Source organism: Lysobacter sp. M2-1 (genome assembly GCF_022662495.1).
Taxonomy (GTDB): domain Bacteria; phylum Pseudomonadota; class Gammaproteobacteria; order Xanthomonadales; family Xanthomonadaceae; genus JAKPBU01.
Genome location: NZ_JAKPBU010000001.1, coordinates 1,520,583 through 1,539,777, shown reverse-complemented (window position 1 = coordinate 1,539,777; position 19,195 = coordinate 1,520,583). Strand labels below are relative to the sequence as shown.

Annotated in this window: 18 protein-coding genes; 13 read left to right on the top strand and 5 right to left on the bottom strand. The window is 65.7% G+C overall.

Annotation, left to right across the window (positions count from 1 at the left end; genetic code table 11):
- Positions 1-32 precede the first annotated feature (32 nt).
- The 8 genes from MC375_RS06750 to MC375_RS06715 all read left to right on the top strand — a co-directional run bounded on the left by MC375_RS06750 (position 33) and on the right by MC375_RS06715 (position 7,024).
- Positions 33-830, top strand: a complete 798-nt coding sequence (locus tag MC375_RS06750) for a class I SAM-dependent methyltransferase (RefSeq protein WP_242102527.1) — start codon at positions 33-35, stop codon at positions 828-830.
- A gap of 290 nt (positions 831-1,120) precedes the next feature.
- On the top strand, positions 1,121-1,699 hold the full coding sequence (locus MC375_RS06745) for a TetR/AcrR family transcriptional regulator (RefSeq protein WP_242102526.1): 579 nt from the start codon (positions 1,121-1,123) through the stop codon (positions 1,697-1,699).
- A 215-nt stretch (positions 1,700-1,914) separates the two neighbouring features.
- Positions 1,915-2,916: an NADP-dependent oxidoreductase gene (locus MC375_RS06740; RefSeq protein WP_242102525.1), complete on the top strand. Its 1,002-nt coding sequence runs from the start codon at positions 1,915-1,917 to the stop codon at positions 2,914-2,916.
- 116 nt (positions 2,917-3,032) lie between these two features.
- Positions 3,033-3,821: an SDR family oxidoreductase gene (locus MC375_RS06735; protein ID WP_242102524.1), complete on the top strand. Its 789-nt coding sequence runs from the start codon at positions 3,033-3,035 to the stop codon at positions 3,819-3,821.
- Between the two features lie 342 nt (positions 3,822-4,163).
- The gene (locus tag MC375_RS06730) at positions 4,164-4,988 is read left to right on the top strand and encodes a nuclear transport factor 2 family protein (RefSeq protein WP_242102523.1); all 825 of its coding nucleotides are present in this window, start codon (positions 4,164-4,166) and stop codon (positions 4,986-4,988) included.
- 175 nt (positions 4,989-5,163) lie between these two features.
- Positions 5,164-5,496 (top strand): autorepressor SdpR family transcription factor, encoded by a 333-nt coding sequence (locus MC375_RS06725; RefSeq protein WP_242102522.1) that lies wholly within the window; start codon positions 5,164-5,166, stop codon positions 5,494-5,496.
- The gene (locus MC375_RS06720; RefSeq protein WP_242102521.1) at positions 5,493-5,924 is read left to right on the top strand and encodes a hypothetical protein; all 432 of its coding nucleotides are present in this window, start codon (positions 5,493-5,495) and stop codon (positions 5,922-5,924) included. The genes MC375_RS06725 and MC375_RS06720 overlap by 4 nt, the downstream gene beginning before the upstream one ends.
- 611 nt (positions 5,925-6,535) lie before the next feature.
- Entirely contained in the window at positions 6,536-7,024 is a 489-nt protein-coding gene (locus MC375_RS06715) for a VOC family protein (protein ID WP_242102520.1), read from the top strand.
- Between the two features lie 195 nt (positions 7,025-7,219).
- Here the strand turns inward: MC375_RS06715 and MC375_RS06710 are convergent, their stop codons facing one another.
- From MC375_RS06710 to ompR, 3 genes are read right to left on the bottom strand one after another with little or no spacing between them, the layout of a single operon-like run.
- Entirely contained in the window at positions 7,220-8,017 is a 798-nt protein-coding gene (locus tag MC375_RS06710; RefSeq protein ID WP_242102519.1) for an alpha/beta hydrolase, read from the bottom strand.
- Positions 8,018-8,064: 47 nt separating this feature from the next.
- Positions 8,065-9,330 (bottom strand): ATP-binding protein, encoded by a 1,266-nt coding sequence (locus MC375_RS06705; RefSeq protein WP_242102518.1) that lies wholly within the window; start codon positions 9,328-9,330, stop codon positions 8,065-8,067.
- Complete coding sequence (gene ompR / locus MC375_RS06700) at positions 9,327-10,046, bottom strand: two-component system response regulator OmpR (RefSeq protein WP_242102517.1); 720 nt, start codon at positions 10,044-10,046, stop codon at positions 9,327-9,329. The genes MC375_RS06705 and ompR overlap by 4 nt, the downstream gene beginning before the upstream one ends.
- A 189-nt stretch (positions 10,047-10,235) precedes the next feature.
- Here ompR and MC375_RS06695 point away from each other — a divergent pair, with 189 nt between their 5' ends.
- The 4 genes from MC375_RS06695 to MC375_RS06680 all read left to right on the top strand — a co-directional run bounded on the left by MC375_RS06695 (position 10,236) and on the right by MC375_RS06680 (position 12,794).
- On the top strand, positions 10,236-10,859 hold the full coding sequence (locus MC375_RS06695) for a hypothetical protein (protein ID WP_242102516.1): 624 nt from the start codon (positions 10,236-10,238) through the stop codon (positions 10,857-10,859).
- A gap of 54 nt (positions 10,860-10,913) precedes the next feature.
- Positions 10,914-11,201, top strand: coding sequence for an EF-hand domain-containing protein (locus MC375_RS06690; protein WP_242102515.1), 288 nt, complete (start codon positions 10,914-10,916; stop codon positions 11,199-11,201).
- 18 nt (positions 11,202-11,219) lie between these two features.
- Positions 11,220-12,101, top strand: coding sequence for a sterol desaturase family protein (locus tag MC375_RS06685; protein ID WP_242102514.1), 882 nt, complete (start codon positions 11,220-11,222; stop codon positions 12,099-12,101).
- A 219-nt stretch (positions 12,102-12,320) separates the two neighbouring features.
- Positions 12,321-12,794, top strand: coding sequence for a PaaI family thioesterase (locus MC375_RS06680; RefSeq protein ID WP_242102513.1), 474 nt, complete (start codon positions 12,321-12,323; stop codon positions 12,792-12,794).
- Positions 12,795-13,064: 270 nt separating this feature from the next.
- Here MC375_RS06680 and MC375_RS06675 read toward each other — a convergent pair whose 3' ends face one another.
- Complete coding sequence (locus MC375_RS06675; RefSeq protein ID WP_242102512.1) at positions 13,065-14,084, bottom strand: alpha/beta hydrolase; 1,020 nt, start codon at positions 14,082-14,084, stop codon at positions 13,065-13,067.
- Between the two features lie 232 nt (positions 14,085-14,316).
- Positions 14,317-15,087: a 2OG-Fe(II) oxygenase gene (locus MC375_RS06670; RefSeq protein ID WP_242102511.1), complete on the bottom strand. Its 771-nt coding sequence runs from the start codon at positions 15,085-15,087 to the stop codon at positions 14,317-14,319.
- 557 nt (positions 15,088-15,644) lie between these two features.
- On the opposite strand from MC375_RS06670, the gene MC375_RS06665 reads away from it, so the two are divergent.
- Positions 15,645-19,040 (top strand): autotransporter outer membrane beta-barrel domain-containing protein, encoded by a 3,396-nt coding sequence (locus MC375_RS06665; protein WP_242102510.1) that lies wholly within the window; start codon positions 15,645-15,647, stop codon positions 19,038-19,040.
- The last annotated feature ends 155 nt before the right edge of the window (positions 19,041-19,195 follow it).

Sequence of the window (19,195 nt, the reverse complement as noted above, 5' to 3'; positions counted from 1 at the left end):
GCCAACTCGAGGCCGACAGGACGCAGGGAAGAATGATGGAGTTTCCCGAAACGACTTCGCCAGACGAGCGCGCAACGAGCGGCGTCCGTGCCGTGGACTACGATGCGGAGCTCCAGCTGCACGACGGCGCGTTCCGCCGTGCGTGCGCGATTCATGCCCACGAGCGCGTGCTGGACATCGGATGCGGAGCCGGCAAGACCACCCGCGATGCGGCGCGCGCCGCATCGGCCGGCAGCGCGTTGGGCATCGACATCTCGGCACCGATGATCGCCCGCGCACGCGAACTTGCCGCAGCCGAAGGGGTGCGCAACGTGCGATTCGAGCACGGCGACGCGCAGACGCATCCGTTGCCGGCGCAGGGTTTCGACGTCGCGATCAGTCGGTTCGGCACGATGTTCTTCGCCGATCCCATCACGGCATTGCGCAACGTCCGTGGCGCGCTGGCGGGCGACGGCCGTCTGGTCATGATGGTGTGGCAGGCACTCGAGGCCAACGAGTGGTCCCTGGCGATCCAGGGAGACCGTCCGCAGTCCTCGGCCGCGTTCTCGCTTGCAGACTCCGCGGTCGTCGAGCGGATTCTCGATGCAGCCGGCTTCGCGGATGCGACGTTCCAGGACGTGCACGAACCCGTGTACTACGGCGACAGCGTCGAAGCCGCGTTGCAATGGATCGGGCAATTCCAGGCCACGCGCGAAGCGTCGCGATCGCTGGATGCGGCTTCCGCCGAGCGCGAGCGGGCGCGACTCCGCGCAATCGTCGCGCAACATCATCGCGATGACGGCGTGTGGTTCGACTCGCGGGCGTGGATCGTCAGCGCCGGTTGCCGGTGAACTCCATGGGCCGTTGCCCGCCGATGCCGCCACGCGGCTGGCGGGCGATTGGCCGCACGCCCGCACACCAGTTCGGCGACGATCTTGCGGACGTCACCGCGGACACTACCAGCAGCTCGAACACATAGGCAGGGCTGGCTTCGCCAGGCTAAAACGCCGTTGCAGGGCAAATCGACCAACGGCACAGGAAGTCACTGCCACCAGGCACCCACCGGTATCCCGCGACCCACATCTACCGTTCGTCGCCCTCCGCTTGCATCAGGCGCCAGATATTATATGATGCGTGTAATATGAAAAAGACGGCCACCCGATCCAAGGAAGCCACTCACGACCGCATCGTCGAGGCAGCGGCGCGTGCGATCCGACGTAGCGGCTATAACGGCACTGGCGTTGCGGACATCATGAAGGCCGCTGGCCTGACCCACGGCGGCTTCTATGCCCATTTCGCTTCGCGCGAGGCCATGTTGGCCGAGGCGGCGGATCGTGCGGGTAGCGAGGCCGTGCAGGCGATGGAGAGCGTGGCTGCGGCCGTGCCTCCCGGGCAGACGTTTCAGGCGATGGTGCAGGCCTACCTCTCTGAAATGCACGTAAACAGTATCGAAACGGGGTGCGCGACGGCCGCCCTCGGCTCGGAGATGCCCCGCCAGGCGCCAGAAGTACGACGAGCCGCCACGCGCCGCATCAAGGAAATGATCGACCTTATCGCACGCCAGTTTCCCGACTGGGGAGAACCCGGTGTGCACGAACGCGCCATGGTGACTGCCTCCACCATGGTCGGAGCGTTGATATTGGCTCGCGCCGTCGATGATCCGCGGCTCTCGGATGCGTTGCGCAAGGCCGCACTGAACCATCTCATTTCCAACAACTAACGCAGAGGACACTCCGCGACCTATTTGCCGCCACAAAATATGATATTCGTCATATTAGAATATCGCTTCGATCCATGCCCGCGATAAAGGCAAGCAGGCGCATATCGCATCGCTCCAAGCGCCCTTGGGGTCAATGGCCGGGCTATGCCCTGCGCAAGCGAACCACCGCATTCGTCATTTGCCACAACTCGATGCATCTACGAGAGAAAAACACCATGAAAGCTTTCATCATCGATCGGTACGGCAAGAAGGAACCGATGCGGTTAGGCGAAGTGCCCGAGCCCGTGCTCCGGGACGATGAAGTACTGATCCAGGTTCACGCGGCAGCCTTGAATCCGTTGGATTCCAAGATCAAGAGCGGTGAATTCAAGCTCATGCTGCCTTACCGCATGCCGCTCGTCCTGGGCCATGACGTGGCAGGTATCGTGACCCGCATTGGCCCTCGTGTTCGGCAGTTCAAAGTAGGCGACGAGGTCTATTCGCGGCCTTCGGATCTGCGCATCGGCACCTTCGCGGAGTTCGTCGCCGTGAACGAGAACGATGTCGCGCTGAAACCAGGCAACATCACCATGGAAGAAGCCGCATCGCTTCCGTTGGTGAGCCTGACCGCCTGGCAGGCGCTGGTTGAACGAGCCAATCTGCAAGCCGGGCAAAAGATCTTCATCCAAGCAGGGTCCGGCGGTGTAGGCATCTCCGCCATCCAGCTGGCGAAGCAGCTCGGGGCCACGGTCGCCACGACGACCAGCAGTGCCAACGTCGATCTGGTGAAGAGCCTGGGCGCGGACACCGTCATCGACTACAAGAACGAGGATTTCGAGAAGGTCCTGCGGAACTACGACGTCGTTCTGCATAGCCAGGACGCGGGCGCCTTGGAGAAGTCCCTGCGTGTCCTGAAACCAGGCGGGACGCTCATTTCGATCTCCGGCCCTCCCGACCCGGCATTCGCGACCGGCATTGGGGCGTCGTGGTTGGTCCGTCTTGTCATTCGCCTGCTGAGTGCCGGCGTCAGAAGAAGAGCAAAACGCAGGTCTGTGAAGTACTCCTTCCTTTTCATGCGGGCCAACGGCCAACAGCTGCGGGAGATTGGCCGGCTGGTCGAGGCTGGCGTCATTCGCCCGGTGATCGATCGCAGCTTCGCCTTTGAGTCAGCCAACGAGGCTTTGGCCTACGTCGAATCCGGTCGCTCGAAAGGCAAAGTCGTGCTCAAGGTCAAATAGTCAGAACGCCGCCACTGACGCCTCGTGCGGCTTGAACGCTCGGACGCCGCGCTGTCGCACGCCGCATTTCTCTTCATGAATTCACCAAACACCTCCCCGCAAAAGAGAGCCAAACCATGATCACTACTCCTGCAGTCCTCATTACCGGCGCGTCGTCCGGTATCGGTGCGACCTACGCCGAGCGCTTCGCCCGTCGCGGACACGACCTCGTGCTGGTTGCCCGAGACCAATCACGACTGGAAACCCTTGCGGCTCGACTGGGCGAAGAACACGGAGTTGCAGTCGATATCCTCCAGGCCGATCTCACCCAGACCGACGATCTGGCCGCCGTCGAAACGCGCCTGCGCGACGACTCCCGCATCGGGATCCTTATCAACAATGCCGGGGCGACCCAGTCCGGCAGCTTCATCGATCAGGCGACCGATGATGTCGCTCGCATTGTCGCGCTCAACACCACCGCTCTTGTCCGACTCGCCAATGCAATCGCCCCGCGGCTTGCCCGGGCCGGCGAAGGCGCGATCGTCAATATCGGTTCAGTGGTTGGATTGGCGCCGGAGTTCGGCATGTCGGTCTACGGTGCGACCAAGGCCTTCGCGCTGTTCCTCTCCCAGGGCCTGAGCCTGGAGCTTTCGCCCAAGGGCGTTTACGTGCAGGCAGTCCTCCCCGCGGGTACCCGCACGGAGATCTGGGAGCGTGCGGGCATCGACATCAATGCGCTCCCCGATTTGATGGAAGTGGGCGAATTGGTTGACGCAGCGCTGGTTGCTTTCGACCGCCGCGAGCTGGTGACCATCCCGCCACTGCAGGCCGCCGCGCGCTGGGACGCGTTGGATGCAGCACGGCAGACCCTCCTTTCGGACATCAGGCAGGCGCATGTCGCGGAGCGATATCGCACGGCCACGTAAAACGCTCTCCAACGAACCAACGTTCGACCAAAGCGGGCTGTCTTGCGGAGGTCGCGGCGGGCATTGCCCGCAGCTCGAGCCCATAAGCTGGATTGGCTCCATATTGCCCAACGGCGGGGATGGGCGGCTTATACATAAACCGCACTTATGCCTGGTGATGCTTTTTCTCGTTGTGGGTCTTTCGAGCTCCCCATAGCATCCTGAAAGACCCAACTCCGCCGCTTTCCGCCTTATAGGAAATCCTTGCCAAGGCCTTCTTATGGCAAGGACGGGAGGTTATTGCCCTGCCCCTGCCACCCTCCAAAGGCAATGGCGACGCCCAGACATCACGGAATCGAACCCATGCGCGCCCTCTTGCTGCTTATCGCTTCATGGCTGTGTCCACCCGCTGCACTCGCAGCTATCGCCTCCGCCAATGTCGCCGAAGCGATCGTGCTCAAGCATTTCGAAGCAAGAAACCGCGCCGATCCTGATGCATTGCTTGCGGTGCTGTCGCCCGATGTGCAGATATACGAGCGACCCAAGGACCCGCATCGCCTGGTGGGACTGCTTTCCGACCAGGTCGGGACCCACGATCGGGTTCACAACTACTTCCGCGACGAATTCCAGAAGCCACGGCCCCGGCACGAGATCGTCGACATGGTTTCACTCGGGGAGCTGGTCGTGTCGCGGGCGGCCATCACATTGCCCGACCACACGCCTCCCGACCATGTGCTCACGGCCTTCCGCGTGCGTGATGGTGCCATCGATCGCATCTGGCACATCGCCATGGTGGAGGATGCCACGCCCGATCTGGGTGCTGACGCACAAGCCGTGACGCGGCAGTTGCAGATCGCGGCCAATCGCGCAGACGCGGATGGCTTTGTGGGCCTGTTTCACGACGATGCCCGACACTTTCATCCGCGCCGCGATCCCAGCGTATTGGGCGGCGCGCCATCGCCAAAGGTCTTCGATCGGGCCAGCCGCACGCGCGCGCACCGTGAGATGTTCGCCAACGGGCCCACTGCACAGGTGCGCATCACCGACTCGGTGGCGCTCGGCGAGTGGGTTGCGGACATCGAGGAGTTCCGCTTCCCGGACGGACGCATCGAAGACCATCTCACCATCAACCGCGTGCGCGACGGCCTGATTCTCGACACATGGCATCTGGCGGACCAGGAGCGCTAGCCTGCCTGATGGGCCGCCGGGATGGCGCGCAAACGCGTCACCGATGTTCCTGGTCGGCGAAGCGAAAGGTGATGGTCTGACCACGCGGGTCCCAGAACCCCAGAATTAACAAGCACTTGGCCAAGCATCAAAGCTCTGCTTGACTTTATATTCGATACTTAGCTAAATAGCGACAATGAACGCCGTCTTCAAGGCTCTGGCCGACCCGACCCGCCGCAAGGTGCTCGAGTTGCTGCGCCAGCGGCCGATGGCCGCGGGGGAGCTGGCCGACCATTTCCCGGTGTCGCGCCCGACCATGTCGGCGCACTTCACGGTGCTGCGCGAGGCGGACCTGATCGAGGCGCGCAGGATCGGCACCAGCATCATCTATCAGTTGAAGTTGTCGGTGCTGGAGGACGCGCTGCTGGGCTTCGCGCGGCTGTTCGGCGCCGGTACCGGAACCCCCGCGACAGCCGATGCCGCCGAACAGATCGCACCCGAACAGGCCCAAAAAGGAGCCGTCGAATGAACGACACGCCCAGTTCCCGCACCGCCAGGAAACGCATCGTCAGTGCCCTCATCATCGCGGGCGTGCAGGTCGGCGGCGCCCTGCTGCTGAGCTATGCCCGCAAGCAGGGAATGATCGACGGGGAAACCGTGACCCGCGGGGTCATGGTGCTGATCGGCCTCGGCCTCGCGGCCTTCGGCAACACCATGCCGAAGATGCTCGATGGACCGCCCCGCTCCATCCGCCAAGCGACGGCGGCGCAGTCGGTGCTGCGTGTGGGCGGCTGGGCGATGACGCTGTCGGGCCTCGCCTTCGCCGCGCTGTGGGCGTTCGCACCGCGGGGCGGCGCCGAAATCGCTTCGGTCGCCGTCGTCGCCGCTGGCATGGCGTTCATGCTCGGCTACACAGTGCGGACGGTCATCGCCTCCCGCACGTCGACGAGCGACTGAGCCGGGCGTCGGGAAACGTCGCAGGGTTCAGTGGAACGCCGGGCCGTAACGAAGGGTCCCCTGGTCCAGCGAAAAGGTGAGAGCGCACCTGACCGGGAGCCTGTCTCAAGGTCCCGAAGCTTGCGTGCAAGCCCTGGACCCTTGCGCGCAAAGCGCGGAGCTCCAGGCGCCGACCAGATTGGTCCGAACGCCAACCGCCGAGGCTTGCGCGCAAGCGAAAAAGCCTTGCGCGCAACCGGATCTGGCTTGCGCGCGAGGCACCGCGATACCAATCGCAAGCCGATTTGGCTTGCGCGCAACCGGATTTCGCTTGCGCACGAGGCACCGGCATACCAATCGCAAGCCGGTTCGGCTTGCGCGCGACTGGATTTCGCTTGCGCGCAAACCAAATTGGCCGGAAGGCCGAACTAAGAGGCTTGCGCGCAAGCCTCGGCGGTCGCTGCGTGAGGCAGGGGCGGGTGCGGGGCTCTGGTTGGCCTGGGTCCCGCCTTGCACCCTACGCCGGCATGGATGCGTGGGACGGACTTCCTTGTCGATTTCAGGGTCGGCCAACCGTCGAGGGACTACAGGCGGCCGCTTTGGCGCCCCTTCACTCACCCAGGAGCCTTGCCATGACCAACCCCGCCAAGAACACGATCTGCCTCTGGTACGACGGGACCGCGCTGGATGCGGCCAACTTCTACGCCGAGACGTTTCCCGACAGTGCGGTGACCGCGGTGCACCGCGCGCCCGGCGACTACCCCGACGGCAAGCAGGGCGACATCCTGACGGTAGAGTTCACGGTCATGGGCATTCCCTGCGTGGGCCTGAACGGCGGCCCGACGTTCAAGCACAGCGAGGCGTTCTCGTTCCAGATCTCCACCGACGACCAGGCCGAAACCGACCGCCTGTGGAACGCCATCGTCGACAACGGCGGTGAGGAAAGCATGTGCGGCTGGTGCAAGGACAAGTGGGGCCTGTCGTGGCAGATCTCGCCGCGCGTCCTGCTCGACGCCGTCACCAACGCCGACCCGGCCATTGCCAAGCGCGCGTTCGAGGCGATGATGCAGATGAAGAAGATCGACATCGCCGCGATCGAGGCCGCAGTGCAAGGCAAGTGACTGCGCAGCCGGCATGCGTGCGCATACTCCGATTTCGAGGACGTGCACCTGGGCCGGTTTCCCGCTTGGTCAATCCGGGCAACCAGCAATCGCCAAGCCTTGGAGAAGATCCATAGGTGCGTGCGCCCTTCCCGGCGCACGCCATCCCTCGAACGCTGCGCAATGCCACCGGGCCTGGCCCCATTTTCATCAACGCTACGCCTTCCCTGCACGAGGTCCGGTATCGCGCGCCAAGGCCTGCGCAAGCGCCTGCGGCGCAGCCAGGTGCGGGCAGTGGCCCGAATCGAATGTCTCGGGCGTCACGCCAACGATTTCCCGCGCAGTCCTGCGCATCCAGGCCGGCTGGAACACGCGGTCCTGCGCGCAGACCAGATAGCGGGCCTGGATCGCCGGATGCCGGTCCGCGAAGACATCCAGCCAGATCCGTTTCGCCGCGAACTGGATCCGGTGGCGTTTGATTTCCTCGACGACCGCCGGGTCGCAGTCGTGATACAGGAACTGGCGCGCGATCGCCTCGTCCTTCGAACTGCGATGCCCCGCTTCCACCCAGTCCGCCCAGTACATGTCCGGCGTGCGCTCGAACTGCTGGCGGAAGCTCAAGCCCGCGGCGGGAACGGCCGCGGCGATGTAGATCAGTTGCGCCGCGTGGTTGTGGGCCGCTATCGCGGGCAACAGGAGACCGCTGATCGAATGTGCAACCACGACCAGCGGCCCGCGTACCGACACTTCGCGCAGCTGCGCATCGATGGCCGAGATGCAACGCTCGGTGCTCGCAGCCGGATCTTCATACGGCACGCTCGGTGTGACGACGCGGTGCCCGAGGCGACGCAGCTCCCGCGCCAGCCAGCGCCAACCACCAGGTCCATGGGTGGAGCCGTGCAGCAGGCAATAGGTCCTGCGCTCGCTGGAGGCCACGCTGGTGCCCAGCACGGCGGCGCCCAGTGCTGTAACTGCCCCTTGCAGCAGGCGCCTGCGGGAAAATCCGATGGGCATGCGTACTGTTTCCTTCATTCGTGGTGCGCAGGTTCAGTCTGCACGCGTCAGCTGCCGCGCAACACGAGCGTTGCCAGCAGGCCGCGGGGCCCGTTGCTGGACAGGAGCAGCGCGCCGCCATGCTGTCGCGCCACGCGATCCACGATGGCCAGGCCCAGACCGGTGCCGCCGCCGTCACCGTGCACGAACGGCTGGCGCACGCGGTCGGCCATCGTTTCCGGCAGGCCCGGCCCCTGGTCGGCCACGTCGATGCGCCAGGCGTCGCCCTCGCGTGCCAGCCGCAGCCTGTACGGCGGCGCGCCATGCCGCTGCGCATTCGCAAGCAGGTTTTCCAGTGCACGCAACAAGGCCATCGGTTTCCCCGTCATCGGCGCGTACACGGGGGTTTCGACCTGCCATGCCTGCTCCGACGCGCCGGCCGCGTTGCGGCACAGCACCGCCAGGTCGAGCGTCTCGCTGGCTTCGTCGCGGCCGTCGCGCGCATAGGCGATGAATTGCGACAGGATGGCGTCGATCTCGGCGATATCGCGATGCATGCCTGCAAGCAGTTCCGGATCGGCGCCGGGCTGCAGCTCAAGGGCATATTGAAGCCGGGTCAACGGTGTGCGCAGATCGTGGGAGATGCCGGCGAGCATCAGGGTGCGCTCTTCGGCTGCTTCGCGCACATCCTTGCTGGAATCGGTCAATGCGCGCGAGAGTTCCTCGACCTCACGCGGCCCGGCCATGATCCCGGGCGGTGGCGATTCGCCGCGCACCAGCGCCGGCGCCGCATGCGCAAGGCGTCGCAGCGGCACCACCAGGCGGCGCGCGTAGTAGCCGGCCGCCAGCCACACCAGCGCCGCACCGACAATGAGCATCAGCAGCGAGAAGCGCAGTGCCCGCTTGCCACCGCGATCGAAGGCGAACGAAACCCAGAGCACTGGTCGCGTATCCAGCTTCACCCACACCACATTCGCCTTGCCGACGGCACCCAGCCTCAGTTCGCGCCCCGGGCCGAGCTGTTGCGGCGCCTGCTCCAGCACTTCGCGCATGAACGGCGCGATGCGCATTTCCCGCGCGGGCGGAACGCCGTCGCGCACCTCCAGGCCGGCCTCGCGCAAATGCTGCGCGGCGCGGTCCCGGGATTGGCTGCGCGCGAGTTCCTCGGCGACGTCGGCGAACGCGTCCAGCGCACGCAGCAGTTGTCCCGCCGCAGACCCGGTGGCCAGCTCGCGGCCCAGCGCGACGGCCAGCACCGCTGCGCCCAGCAGCACCAGGCCGATCACGAGCACCAGCTGGGAGAACACGCTGCGCGGCAGGGGCAGCGCGATCATGCCGAGCCTCCCGGCGGCACGTACACATAGCCCACGCCCCACACAGTCTGGATGATGCGGGGGTTGCGCGGGTCATCCTCCAGAACGCGGCGCAGGCGCCCGACGGTAACGTCCATGCTGCGCTCGAAGGCATCGTGTTCGCGGCCGCGGGCCAGACTCATCAGGCGGTCGCGGCTGAGCGGCTGGCGCGGGTGCCGCAACAGCACCGCCAGCACCGCGAACTCGCCCGATGTCAGCCGCAGCGGTTCGCCATCCCGACTCAGTTCGCGCCGGCCCAGATCCAGGCGGAACGGTCCGAAGCGGATCTCGCCGCCTTCCACCTGCGGCGCGCCCGGCACCGGGCGCGCGCGCCGCAGCACCGATCGGATCCGCGCCAGCAGCTCGCGCGGATTGACCGGTTTTGGCAGGTAGTCGTCGGCGCCGATTTCCAGGCCGACGATGCGGTCGATCTCGTCGCCTTTCGCGGTCAGCATGACGATCGGCGTGGGGTCTCCCTGGCCACGCAGGCGGCGGCAGATCTCCAGCCCGTCCTCGCCCGGCAGCATCAGGTCCAGCACGATCAGGTCGTAATGGCCGCGGTCCAGCGCCTGCTGCATCTGCGTGCCGTCGCCCACGCCCTTGACTTCGAAGCCCTGCGATTCGAGATAGCGCAGCAGCAGGTCGCGCAGGCGGATGTCGTCGTCGACCAGCAGGATGCGCGCGAGTGGTTCGTCCATGGCATCCACTATCGGGGATGGCCGCAGCTCCGCGCAAACGCCCCCCGCCGGCAAGTTTGTAATCGGATGTTTCCGTGCGGCGTTCCCGACACATCCGATGGCCAATACGACACATCCCTCCCCAACCGGCGGCTTAGCGTGTGCCCACCGCGATGCACGACGCGTCGCACCTACCGGAAGGAGACACCCATGAACAAGACTCCAGTGCTTCTTGCGCTGCTGACGTTGACCGGCGCCCTGGTTTCCACGGTTCCAGACGCGTCCGCGCAGGGTCGCGTCCGCGGCCGTGGCGTGGCCCATTCCGCCGAGGGCGGCCGCTTCGCCGCGACGCGTGCCGCCGGCCACGGCGAACGCGGGGCCTATGCCCGAGGTCGCAATGTGTACAGCGACGGCCAGGGCAACGTCGATGGACGCAGCCGTGCCTACGCCATCGGTGCCGACGGCGGCACCGCGCAGCGCCAGGGCAGCTTCTATCGCAATGCCGACGGCAGCGCCGGTCGCCAGGCCAGCGCATCCGTGCACGGCGCCGATGGCGGCAGCGCGCAGCGTCAGGACAGCGCCTACCGCAACGCCGACGGTAGCGCCGGCCGTCAGCGCAGCGCTTCGGTCAACGGCGCCAATGGCGGCACTGCGAACACCAGCGGCAACATCACGCGCGACGCCGATGGCAATGTCGACGGCAGCCGCAGTACCAGCGCCACGGGCCGGAACGGCAACAGCTACAACGGTTCGACCACGCTCGACAACGGCGTTGTCACCCACAGCCACAGCTGCACCAATGCGGCCGGTGACGTCATCGCCTGTCGCAACTGACCGTCCTCCCCCGGCCAGGGACGGCCACCTTTCTTCAACCCACGAGACCTTTCCATGTCCAAGTCCAGCCTTTACGTACTCGCGGCCGTGCTGCTCGCCGTGTCCACCACCGCATGCGCGCAGAACAGCGATCGCAGGGCGCAAGCCAGGCAAGCCATGATGGACAAACTGAAAGCCGCCGACGTCAACAACGACGGCTACATCGACCGCGAGGAGGCCGATGCCAGCCTGCCGCGCGTGGCCAAGGGCTTCGACCAGCTCGACGCCGACCAGGACGGCAGGCTGTCGAGCGACGAACTCAAGCAAGCCGCGAGCATGGCGCGCCAGCGGTTCCGCCGCTAAACGTCAGGGGCTGGAGCCATGGAGGTGTCACCGTTCGCGCTGGTGCTGACGCCGCTGCCGTTGCTGGCGCTGATCGCAGCGGTCGAAGGCTGGCTGCTGCGGCGGATCGGCCGCGACCACGACTGGAAAGCCTACTGGGCCTCGCTGGGCGACGCCGCAGGCCGCATCGCCGTCAACCTGATGCTGAAATCAGGCGTCGTCGGTGTGGTCCTGTACGCCGTCTGGGAGTGGCGCGTGGCGACCTTTCACATGGATCGCTGGTGGCACTGGGCGCTGCTCTTCCTGGGGCAGGAATTCTGCTACTACTGGATGCATCGCGCCGATCATCGCGTGCGCTGGCTGTGGTTGAACCACTCGGTGCATCACAGTTCCAACCAGTACACGCTGTCTGCGGCATACAGGCTCGGCTGGACGGGCAAGATCACCGGCGCAGCAGTGATCTTTGCCCCACTGGTGTGGATCGGCTTTCCGGTACCGCTGGTGGTGGCGGCAGTGGCCGGCAACCTGCTGTACCAGTTCTGGCTGCACACCGAGCTGATCGGCAGGCTGCCGCGCCCGATCGAGTACATCTTCAATACCCCGTCCCACCACAGGGTGCACCACGCCAGCAACCCGGGCTACATCGACTGCAACTACGGTGGCATCCTGATCGTGTTCGACCGCCTGTTCGGCAGCTTCCGCCGCGAGCGTGAAGAGGAACCGCCGCGATACGGCCTGACCAGCCCACTGCACTCCTACAATCCGGTGCGCATCGCCTTCCACGCCTGGACCACGATGTTCCGCGACATGCGACAGGCGCGCGGCTGGAGCCAGCGGGTCAAGGTCCTGTTCGGTCCGCCGGAATACAAACCCTTCCAGAGCACGCCTGCCGCCGCACCGACGGGTACCGACGCACACTGACCGACTTCGATCCGCCCGGCTACCTAGGCGCGGGCAGCGCGAAGGCGATGTGTGCCCGTAATCGCCGCGCCCGTCTCGGTGGTGCGCAGGTTCTGCGCCTCCTGCATCACGTGGATCGAGCGCTGCCGATTTGATCGATCAGGACCATGGCTTGGAGCGCGCCCTGCCCTGTCGAGCCTGCCAGCAGTCACCACACTTCCTCTCCAATGGTCCAACGCGATGTCCATCTCTCTCGAAGCCGCGCAACGGGTGTTGCGGGCTCAGCCATTCAGTGAACTCCTTGGGGCCGAAGTCGTGCGGTTCTCGGAGAACATGGTCGAGCTGCATGTCCCCATCCTGGAGCACCTCAAACAGCAGTACGGGTTCGTACACGGCGGGGTCATCTCTTACGCGGCGGACAACGCCCTCACGTTCGCCGGTGGGTATGCACTGGGGCCGTCCGTGGTCACCTCGGAATTCAAGATCAACTATGTCCGTCCAGCTGTCGGCGATGTGCTCATCGCCCGTGCGAGCGTCGTCCATGCGGGCGCCGTGCAGGCCGTCTGCCGTTGCGACGTTTCAAGCCTGGGGAGGGATGGCGAGGTTCTGTGCGCGGTTGCGCAAGGCACCATTGCCGCGATCAGTCACCGTAAAGGCGCGATGCCCGTCGCCGCACGACACGATCGACCGGACCGGAGCGGCGCGGTCGCATGAAGCAGCCGGGATGAAACCCAGGCGCCGCAATCGGTCGTGGATCGTGTGCCGTGGTTTCGTAACCCGCGGACATCTGGCCGAGCCTGAGCACTGCGTTTCGGCGTGCAGCCCACGGGGCGCTCGATCCGGAATTGTTTGCCGCCAAGGCAGCGCATCGCGCAAGCGCGACCTCCAAGCTTGCGAGCGACATGAACGCGCTGGAGTGCGGATCGATACGCCTACTCCAAGCGCATCGGGGCGGCTGCGGGTCGCCTCACTTCGGCCGAGTGCTCAGTGCAAGAGACTTTCCATGAACGCATCCACCTGCCGCGTGTACGCGCCCGGCAAGCCCAGATCGCGATTGACCGCCATGTGCGACAAAGCCGCCGGCAGGACCTCCATGCGCGTGCGCAGGCGGGCGGCTTCGTTCGCCATCGCGCGGGCCTGTTTGCAAGGGTCGTCCGGGCGGCGTGTCGAACAGACCGCCAGCATCGGCAGCGCGGCCGGGGTCAGGCGATGCTGCGGCGATGCAGCGCGCCAGAACGCGGGATCCTCACCGAATGCCTCGTCGAACAGGCGCGGGTGGCGTGGCGATCGCATGATCCGGACCACATCCAGCGCGCCGCTATCCAGCAATACGGCGCCCAGCGGCCGACGCACGCCGAAGGGCTGGCCCACAGCGGGATCGGCGCTCAGCAGCGCGACCAGGTGCGCGCCCGCCGAATGCCCCATGAGCACGAAGCGATCCGGATTGCCGCCCCAGGCCGGCGCCTCCTTCTGGGCGACCGCCAGCGCGCGGGCGATATCGCGCGCCTGCGCCATCGGGTCCGCATCCGGAATCAGCCGGTACCCCGTTGACACCAGGATGTAGCCCTTCGGCAGCCAGTAATCGGCCTTGTTGGGGATCAGCCCGGGATGATCCTTCCATCCGCGTCGCCAGCCGCCGCCATGCACCAGGAACAGGACCGGGGCATTCCTGGCCTCGGGCGGGATGTAAACGTCGAAGCGCTGGCGCGGATCGGGCCCGTACGCGATGTCGGCCAGCACCCGCGTGCCCGCGGGCACATCGCTTTCCGCTGCGCTCGCGATACCGGGAGCGCACTGCGCCACAAGAAGGCAAATCACAGTGATGAGATGTTTGAACATGGCAGGTGCTCGGCTTCTGCTGCGGCCGGGAGTTCCGCGTCGTGTGGTCCGGACGATGGCGGGCGCCGCGAACAGGTGCAAGCGGTGTTGCCGCGCCAGTTGTAACCGGGTGTTTCCGAAGGACGCCGGCGACATATCCTGTCTGCATTGCAGTTCTGGCGTCATGGTCGCCGCCTAAGGCCGGCACGACCTTGGCGTGCGGACGACGAGAACACATGAGCCGGATCCACCAACCAAGCATCGTGGAGGACTTGAATCAGAGACGCAGGGCTGATGGAGCCGATCCAACCCACGGCCCCGACTGATTGCCTCAGCGGGCTTTTGGCCTCCTCTCGCGGCACGATCCGATGGGAGACGCAAACGCCGTGCCCGGCGTATCTTAGGGAGTTTGCGTGGCTCAAGTCGCGTCGTGAAAGATCACGCCAACGGTATGGCGATGACCAGAGCGCAGGCGGCTGACGCCGTGGCGCATGTTGACCCGATACGCGCCACGTGTGCCTTTGACCGGGCGGTGGTGCACCGCAAAGATCACAGCATCGCCCTGCTGCAAGGGAACCACCATCGGGCGCGATTGCATACGCGGGCGCTGCTCGGTGAGCACGAACTCGCCGCCAGTGAAGTCGTGCTCCGGCTGGGACAGCAGGATCGCAACCTGCAGCGGAAACACATGTTCGCCGTACAGATCCTGGTACAGGCAGTTGTAGTCCCCTGCGCCGTACTTGAGGATCAGGGGCGTGGGCCGCACCTGGCCGGCATGGTGGCACCGATCGATGAATGCCTCGTGCCTGTCCGGAAAGCGCACATCGATGTTCAGCGCCTGGTGCCAGCGATTGGCGACCGGCACCAGTTGTGGATAGAACGCGGCGCGCAACTGCTGGACGATGTTGGGGAGGGGATAGCGGAAGTACTTGTATTCGCCGCGACCGAAGCCATGACGGGCCATGACGACCCGGCTCCGGTAGAGATGGTCGTTGTCGTATTGCCCTGCCAAAGCGTCGCATTCGCCTGGCGAGAGCAGGCCCGGGATCAGGGCGTTGCCCTGCTCGTCCAGATCCGTGGCGATCCGGGTCCAATCCAGCGTATCAATGCGATTGCCAATACCTGCACTGCCGGCAAGGCAGCGCACGTCACGTTCGGTTGCGTCCGCGGGTTTTGTGCCTGCTTTCATGCATGCTCCAGTGTGTGATGCGAACTCTTCCGGTTGCGTTGTCGCTTGGGGACTTCGCGTGCTGCGTTCGAACTGCGCGCGACTGCGGCGCCGGCGTTACCGGTGGAAGGCCCTCCATCGACTTGGTCGAGAGATGCGTTCCAAGCACTTCCATGATCCGGGGTAGACACGATGGGTGATATCCGATTCTTGCGCCGGGACTCACCAGCTCAGGAATTGTCCACGACACCTCTTCCGGATTTGCCATCTGCCCTGAAGATGTCCGCGTTTAGGTAGTGATCCGCCATCGGGCGGGCACTGCGCCGCGCGCGCGCGGCCCGCCGCCGGGATGTCCGCGCATCAGAAGCCCAACCTTGATCGCTGCTTTTCTACGTCGCCCTAGCGCGTGGAACTTCCCTTGCAACGTTTGCTCACCACATACCGCTGCACGCGAACGCGGTCACACAACGACCTTCGTATCGATCAGTTCTGCGGGCACTATGCTAGTTTTCTGAAGGGAGAAATTTCGGACTGCATGCACCAGCAATGCAGTCCTTTGCACCATTTTGGGGAGATCCATGTCCGATCCACGGTCGAGGCGCGATCAGCGCCTGCTTGCAACACGCACCGCGTACCAACCGAGCACCACGTACCAAGCGATCCGGCAATCGCAACTCCCGCCGCTCTGGCAACAATCCCTGATCGACAACGCGCGGCTCGAAGCCCGTCGCCTAGAGTCGCAGCGCCGCCTGAAGACATTGTCTTTCTCCGTGGCGACGGCGCTGGTTGCCGGCGCATTCGCACGACCCGGCGCGGTGCATGCGGTCGACTACAACGACACGATCACCGGCGTCGCCGAACACGATCGCGACGGCGGCAGCGGCGGCTACGATCCCGGCTACGACATTGCCATCGACGACGATGGCATGCTGCATTACGCGTTCGCCGACGGCGACAGCGTGGCGCTGGAAGGCGTCGACGTCGACCTGCATGCAATGTCCGTGACCCGCGGCAACCCGCCGGTGGTGCTGGACGTGGCCGGCGGCGGCTGGCTGGAGCTGTCGGCGATCCGCGGCGAGAGCACCGTCCGTGGCTCAGCTGTCGGCATCCTCAACGATGGCAATACGGTCACCGTCAACGGCAACACCAGGATCTCCGCCAACGCCGACGACACGGATCACGGCATGGGCCTCGGCAACAGCGCGCAAGCGGTGATCGGCCGCGGCGGCAGCACCACGGTCTTCAACGGCGCCACCGACTTCCACGCCCGCACGCAGGGCTTTGCGCGCGGGGTCTGGGCCGAGGGAGCCAGCACCATCATCTTCAACGGCCCGACCACGATCCTCGCCGAGAGCCGCGGCACGCTCGATGCGGTCTACAACTCGCAAGGCAGCAACATCACCTTCAACGGCGACACCACCATCTCGGCGCTGTCGATCTGGCCCAGCGACAACGCCCATGCGATCTACAACGACAACACCAACAGCGTGCTGACGGTGAACGGCAACCTGTCGCTGACCACGGCTGCCTCGGGCTCGACCGCATTCGGCGTGCGCAACCAGGGCGACATGGAGGTCTTCGGCGATGCCACCGTCAGCGTGACGGGCACGCGCTCCGCGCATGGCATCTCCAACCAACACCGCAACGCGTGGATGATCTGGCACGGCGACGTCGACGTGCGTGTGTTCAGCGAAGGGAATGAAAACGGCTACGCGCCGTTCGGCAATCCCTCCGGCCTCAACAATGACCGCTCCCCCGGTGCGCTCATGCGCTTCGAGGGCGCAGTGAACGTCGATGTCACTTCGGAGGCGGAAACCTACGGCCTGGTCAGCAGCGGCCACATCGAGTTCACCTCGCCCACCGCGCCGGTGTCGTTCACCGTCACCGCCATTTGCAACCCGCCCGACCACCCAGATTGTGACCGCGACCGCGACGTGTACGGCATCCGCAACTTCGGCACCGTCAACGTCGCCGGGGGACTGACCGTGTCGACGAGCCCGTTCGGCACCGGCGCTGCGTATTCGATCTGGAGCGTACCGATCGATATCCAGGACGCCAGCGTCACCGTCAACCAGGCCGGCGGTCAGCGCGTGCAGCTCGACGGCGACATCGCGACCGCGACCGAAGCCGTCAACGACAACATCGGCTCGGTCGACATCAATTTCGACACCTCCGACTCCTGGCTGCGCGGCCTGGTCGGCGGCGTGCAGACCAGTACCAGCTACAGCGTCGGCCGCGCCGATCTCACGTTTGCGAACGGCGCTGCGTGGATGCCGCAGGGCGCCGGCACGCTGTCGAACGACGTCGGCGCAGGCACGCTCACCCTCGGCAACGGCGGCACGATCGACATGGCCGCGCACTGGGGCGGCTTCGAACCTGGCGCGGTGCCCGCGCATGGCTACCGCACGCTGGTCATCGACAGCAGCACGGGCAATGGCACGGTCGCGCTCGGCGACGGCGCGCGCTTCCATCTGCTCAGCGACATCACCGGCCAGTCCGGCACCGCCACCGCCGACCGCATCGTGTTCGGCGGTGGCATCAGCAACTTCTCCGCGACCGGCGCGCAGGGCATCGCCATCGTCTACGACCCGGTGCTCGACGACACCTCATGGGTCAATCAGACCACCCTGAGCGACGGCACCACGATCCCGGCCACGACACCGATCGTCATCGTCGATGCCAGCGCCGCCGCCGGCGGCGCGGCCGCGTTCGCGGCAGTAGCGGGCCTCGACCGCCAGTGGAGCGGCACCTTCGAAAACGCGCTGGTGCAGTTCACCTATACGCCGCAAGTGGAACTGGACGCCGACGGCAGCACCATCATGCTGACCGGGATCGAGATCCAGGGTTCTGGTAATGGCGATGGCGATGGCGGCAATGGCGGCGACGGTGATGGTGATGGCGACGGTGGCGGCGATGGTGATGGCGACAATGACGGTGGCGGTGATGGTGATGGTGATGGCGACAATGGCGGCGACGGCGACAGTGGCGGCGATGGCGACGGCGACAGTGGCGGCGATGGCGATGGTCCGGACATCGACATCCGCCCTTCTGAAACCGTCCTCACCGCAGCCGAAGCCGTGGACAGTGTCCTCAACCTGTGGACACTCGCCGAATCCGGCAGCCAGCGGCGCATGCAGGGATTGGCGCGCGGTCACGGCGATGCGCAGGCCGGCGGCGTCTGGGCACGCGTCGATGGCGGTCGCCTGACCGCAGACGCCGCGTACGCGCGCAAGCACCAGCAGGACTACACCGGCTTCACCATCGGCGCCGACCGCCGCTTCGCGCTCGATGCCGGCGACAACTACACCGGCATCAGCGTAGGCCGCGTCCGCGCCAATGCCGACTACACCGGCGGCGACGGGGAACTCACCGGTACCAGCTTCGGCCTGTACAGCACATGGATCTTCGACAGCAGCGCCTATGTGCTCGTCGGTGCGGACACCGCCTCACTGGAGAACCTCTACGCCGCGCGCGACTCCACCGGCGCCGAAATCCGCGGCCGCTACCACACGCGTGCGCACCGGCTCCATGCCGAAGGCGGCTTTCCAATCCACGTCGCGCAGGACTGGTACATCGAACCGCAGGTCGGCCTGTCAGTCGGCCGCGTCAACGGCAGCGAGCACACCACCAGCAACGGCGTGCTCGTCCGCCACGACGATTACGACGCCTCCTACGTCCGCGCCGGCGTCGCCATCGGCCGCACATTGCAAGGCCAGCGGTTACGCGGCGACGTCTACGCCCGAGCCGCCGCACGACAGGATTTCGGCGACGACCCACGCATCACTGCCTCCCGCGACGGCGGCAGCATCGTCCCCGACACCGTCGACCGCACCGGCGCCGGCGGCGAATTCGCATTGGGTGCCAACCTCGGCGTCGGCAAGCGCGCGGGCGTGTTCTTCGAGGCGTCGCGAGCGACCGGCAACGGCACGGAACGCGACTGGGGCGCGCAGGCCGGAGTGCGCTTCAACTGGTAGCAGGACGATCGCGCGGGGCCCAACCCGCTGTAGCAGAGCCCCGGGTAGGGCCGAAGGCCGCAGCCGGGATTTGAGGTCGAGCACCGGATGCCCGAAAGGGAGAACGGCGTCAGGGACAGTTTCCAAGAGGCCCAGTTTGGAATCACCCCTGACGC

Coding starts and splice junctions, on each gene's coding strand:
- MC375_RS06740 (WP_242102525.1), top strand. CDS start 1,915: ATGAAAGCTTTCATCATCGATCGGTACGGCAAGAAGGAACCGATGCGG.
- MC375_RS06705 (WP_242102518.1), bottom strand. CDS start 9,330: ATGATCGCGCTGCCCCTGCCGCGCAGCGTGTTCTCCCAGCTGGTGCTC.
- MC375_RS06690 (WP_242102515.1), top strand. CDS start 10,914: ATGTCCAAGTCCAGCCTTTACGTACTCGCGGCCGTGCTGCTCGCCGTG.
- MC375_RS06675 (WP_242102512.1), bottom strand. CDS start 14,084: ATGACGCCAGAACTGCAATGCAGACAGGATATGTCGCCGGCGTCCTTC.
- MC375_RS06735 (WP_242102524.1), top strand. CDS start 3,033: ATGATCACTACTCCTGCAGTCCTCATTACCGGCGCGTCGTCCGGTATC.
- MC375_RS06720 (WP_242102521.1), top strand. CDS start 5,493: ATGAACGACACGCCCAGTTCCCGCACCGCCAGGAAACGCATCGTCAGT.
- MC375_RS06745 (WP_242102526.1), top strand. CDS start 1,121: ATGAAAAAGACGGCCACCCGATCCAAGGAAGCCACTCACGACCGCATC.
- MC375_RS06680 (WP_242102513.1), top strand. CDS start 12,321: ATGTCCATCTCTCTCGAAGCCGCGCAACGGGTGTTGCGGGCTCAGCCA.
- MC375_RS06710 (WP_242102519.1), bottom strand. CDS start 8,017: ATGCCCATCGGATTTTCCCGCAGGCGCCTGCTGCAAGGGGCAGTTACA.
- MC375_RS06670 (WP_242102511.1), bottom strand. CDS start 15,087: ATGAAAGCAGGCACAAAACCCGCGGACGCAACCGAACGTGACGTGCGC.
- MC375_RS06750 (WP_242102527.1), top strand. CDS start 33: ATGATGGAGTTTCCCGAAACGACTTCGCCAGACGAGCGCGCAACGAGC.
- MC375_RS06725 (WP_242102522.1), top strand. CDS start 5,164: ATGAACGCCGTCTTCAAGGCTCTGGCCGACCCGACCCGCCGCAAGGTG.
- MC375_RS06695 (WP_242102516.1), top strand. CDS start 10,236: ATGAACAAGACTCCAGTGCTTCTTGCGCTGCTGACGTTGACCGGCGCC.
- MC375_RS06665 (WP_242102510.1), top strand. CDS start 15,645: ATGTCCGATCCACGGTCGAGGCGCGATCAGCGCCTGCTTGCAACACGC.
- MC375_RS06685 (WP_242102514.1), top strand. CDS start 11,220: ATGGAGGTGTCACCGTTCGCGCTGGTGCTGACGCCGCTGCCGTTGCTG.
- MC375_RS06715 (WP_242102520.1), top strand. CDS start 6,536: ATGACCAACCCCGCCAAGAACACGATCTGCCTCTGGTACGACGGGACC.
- ompR (WP_242102517.1), bottom strand. CDS start 10,046: ATGGACGAACCACTCGCGCGCATCCTGCTGGTCGACGACGACATCCGC.
- MC375_RS06730 (WP_242102523.1), top strand. CDS start 4,164: ATGCGCGCCCTCTTGCTGCTTATCGCTTCATGGCTGTGTCCACCCGCT.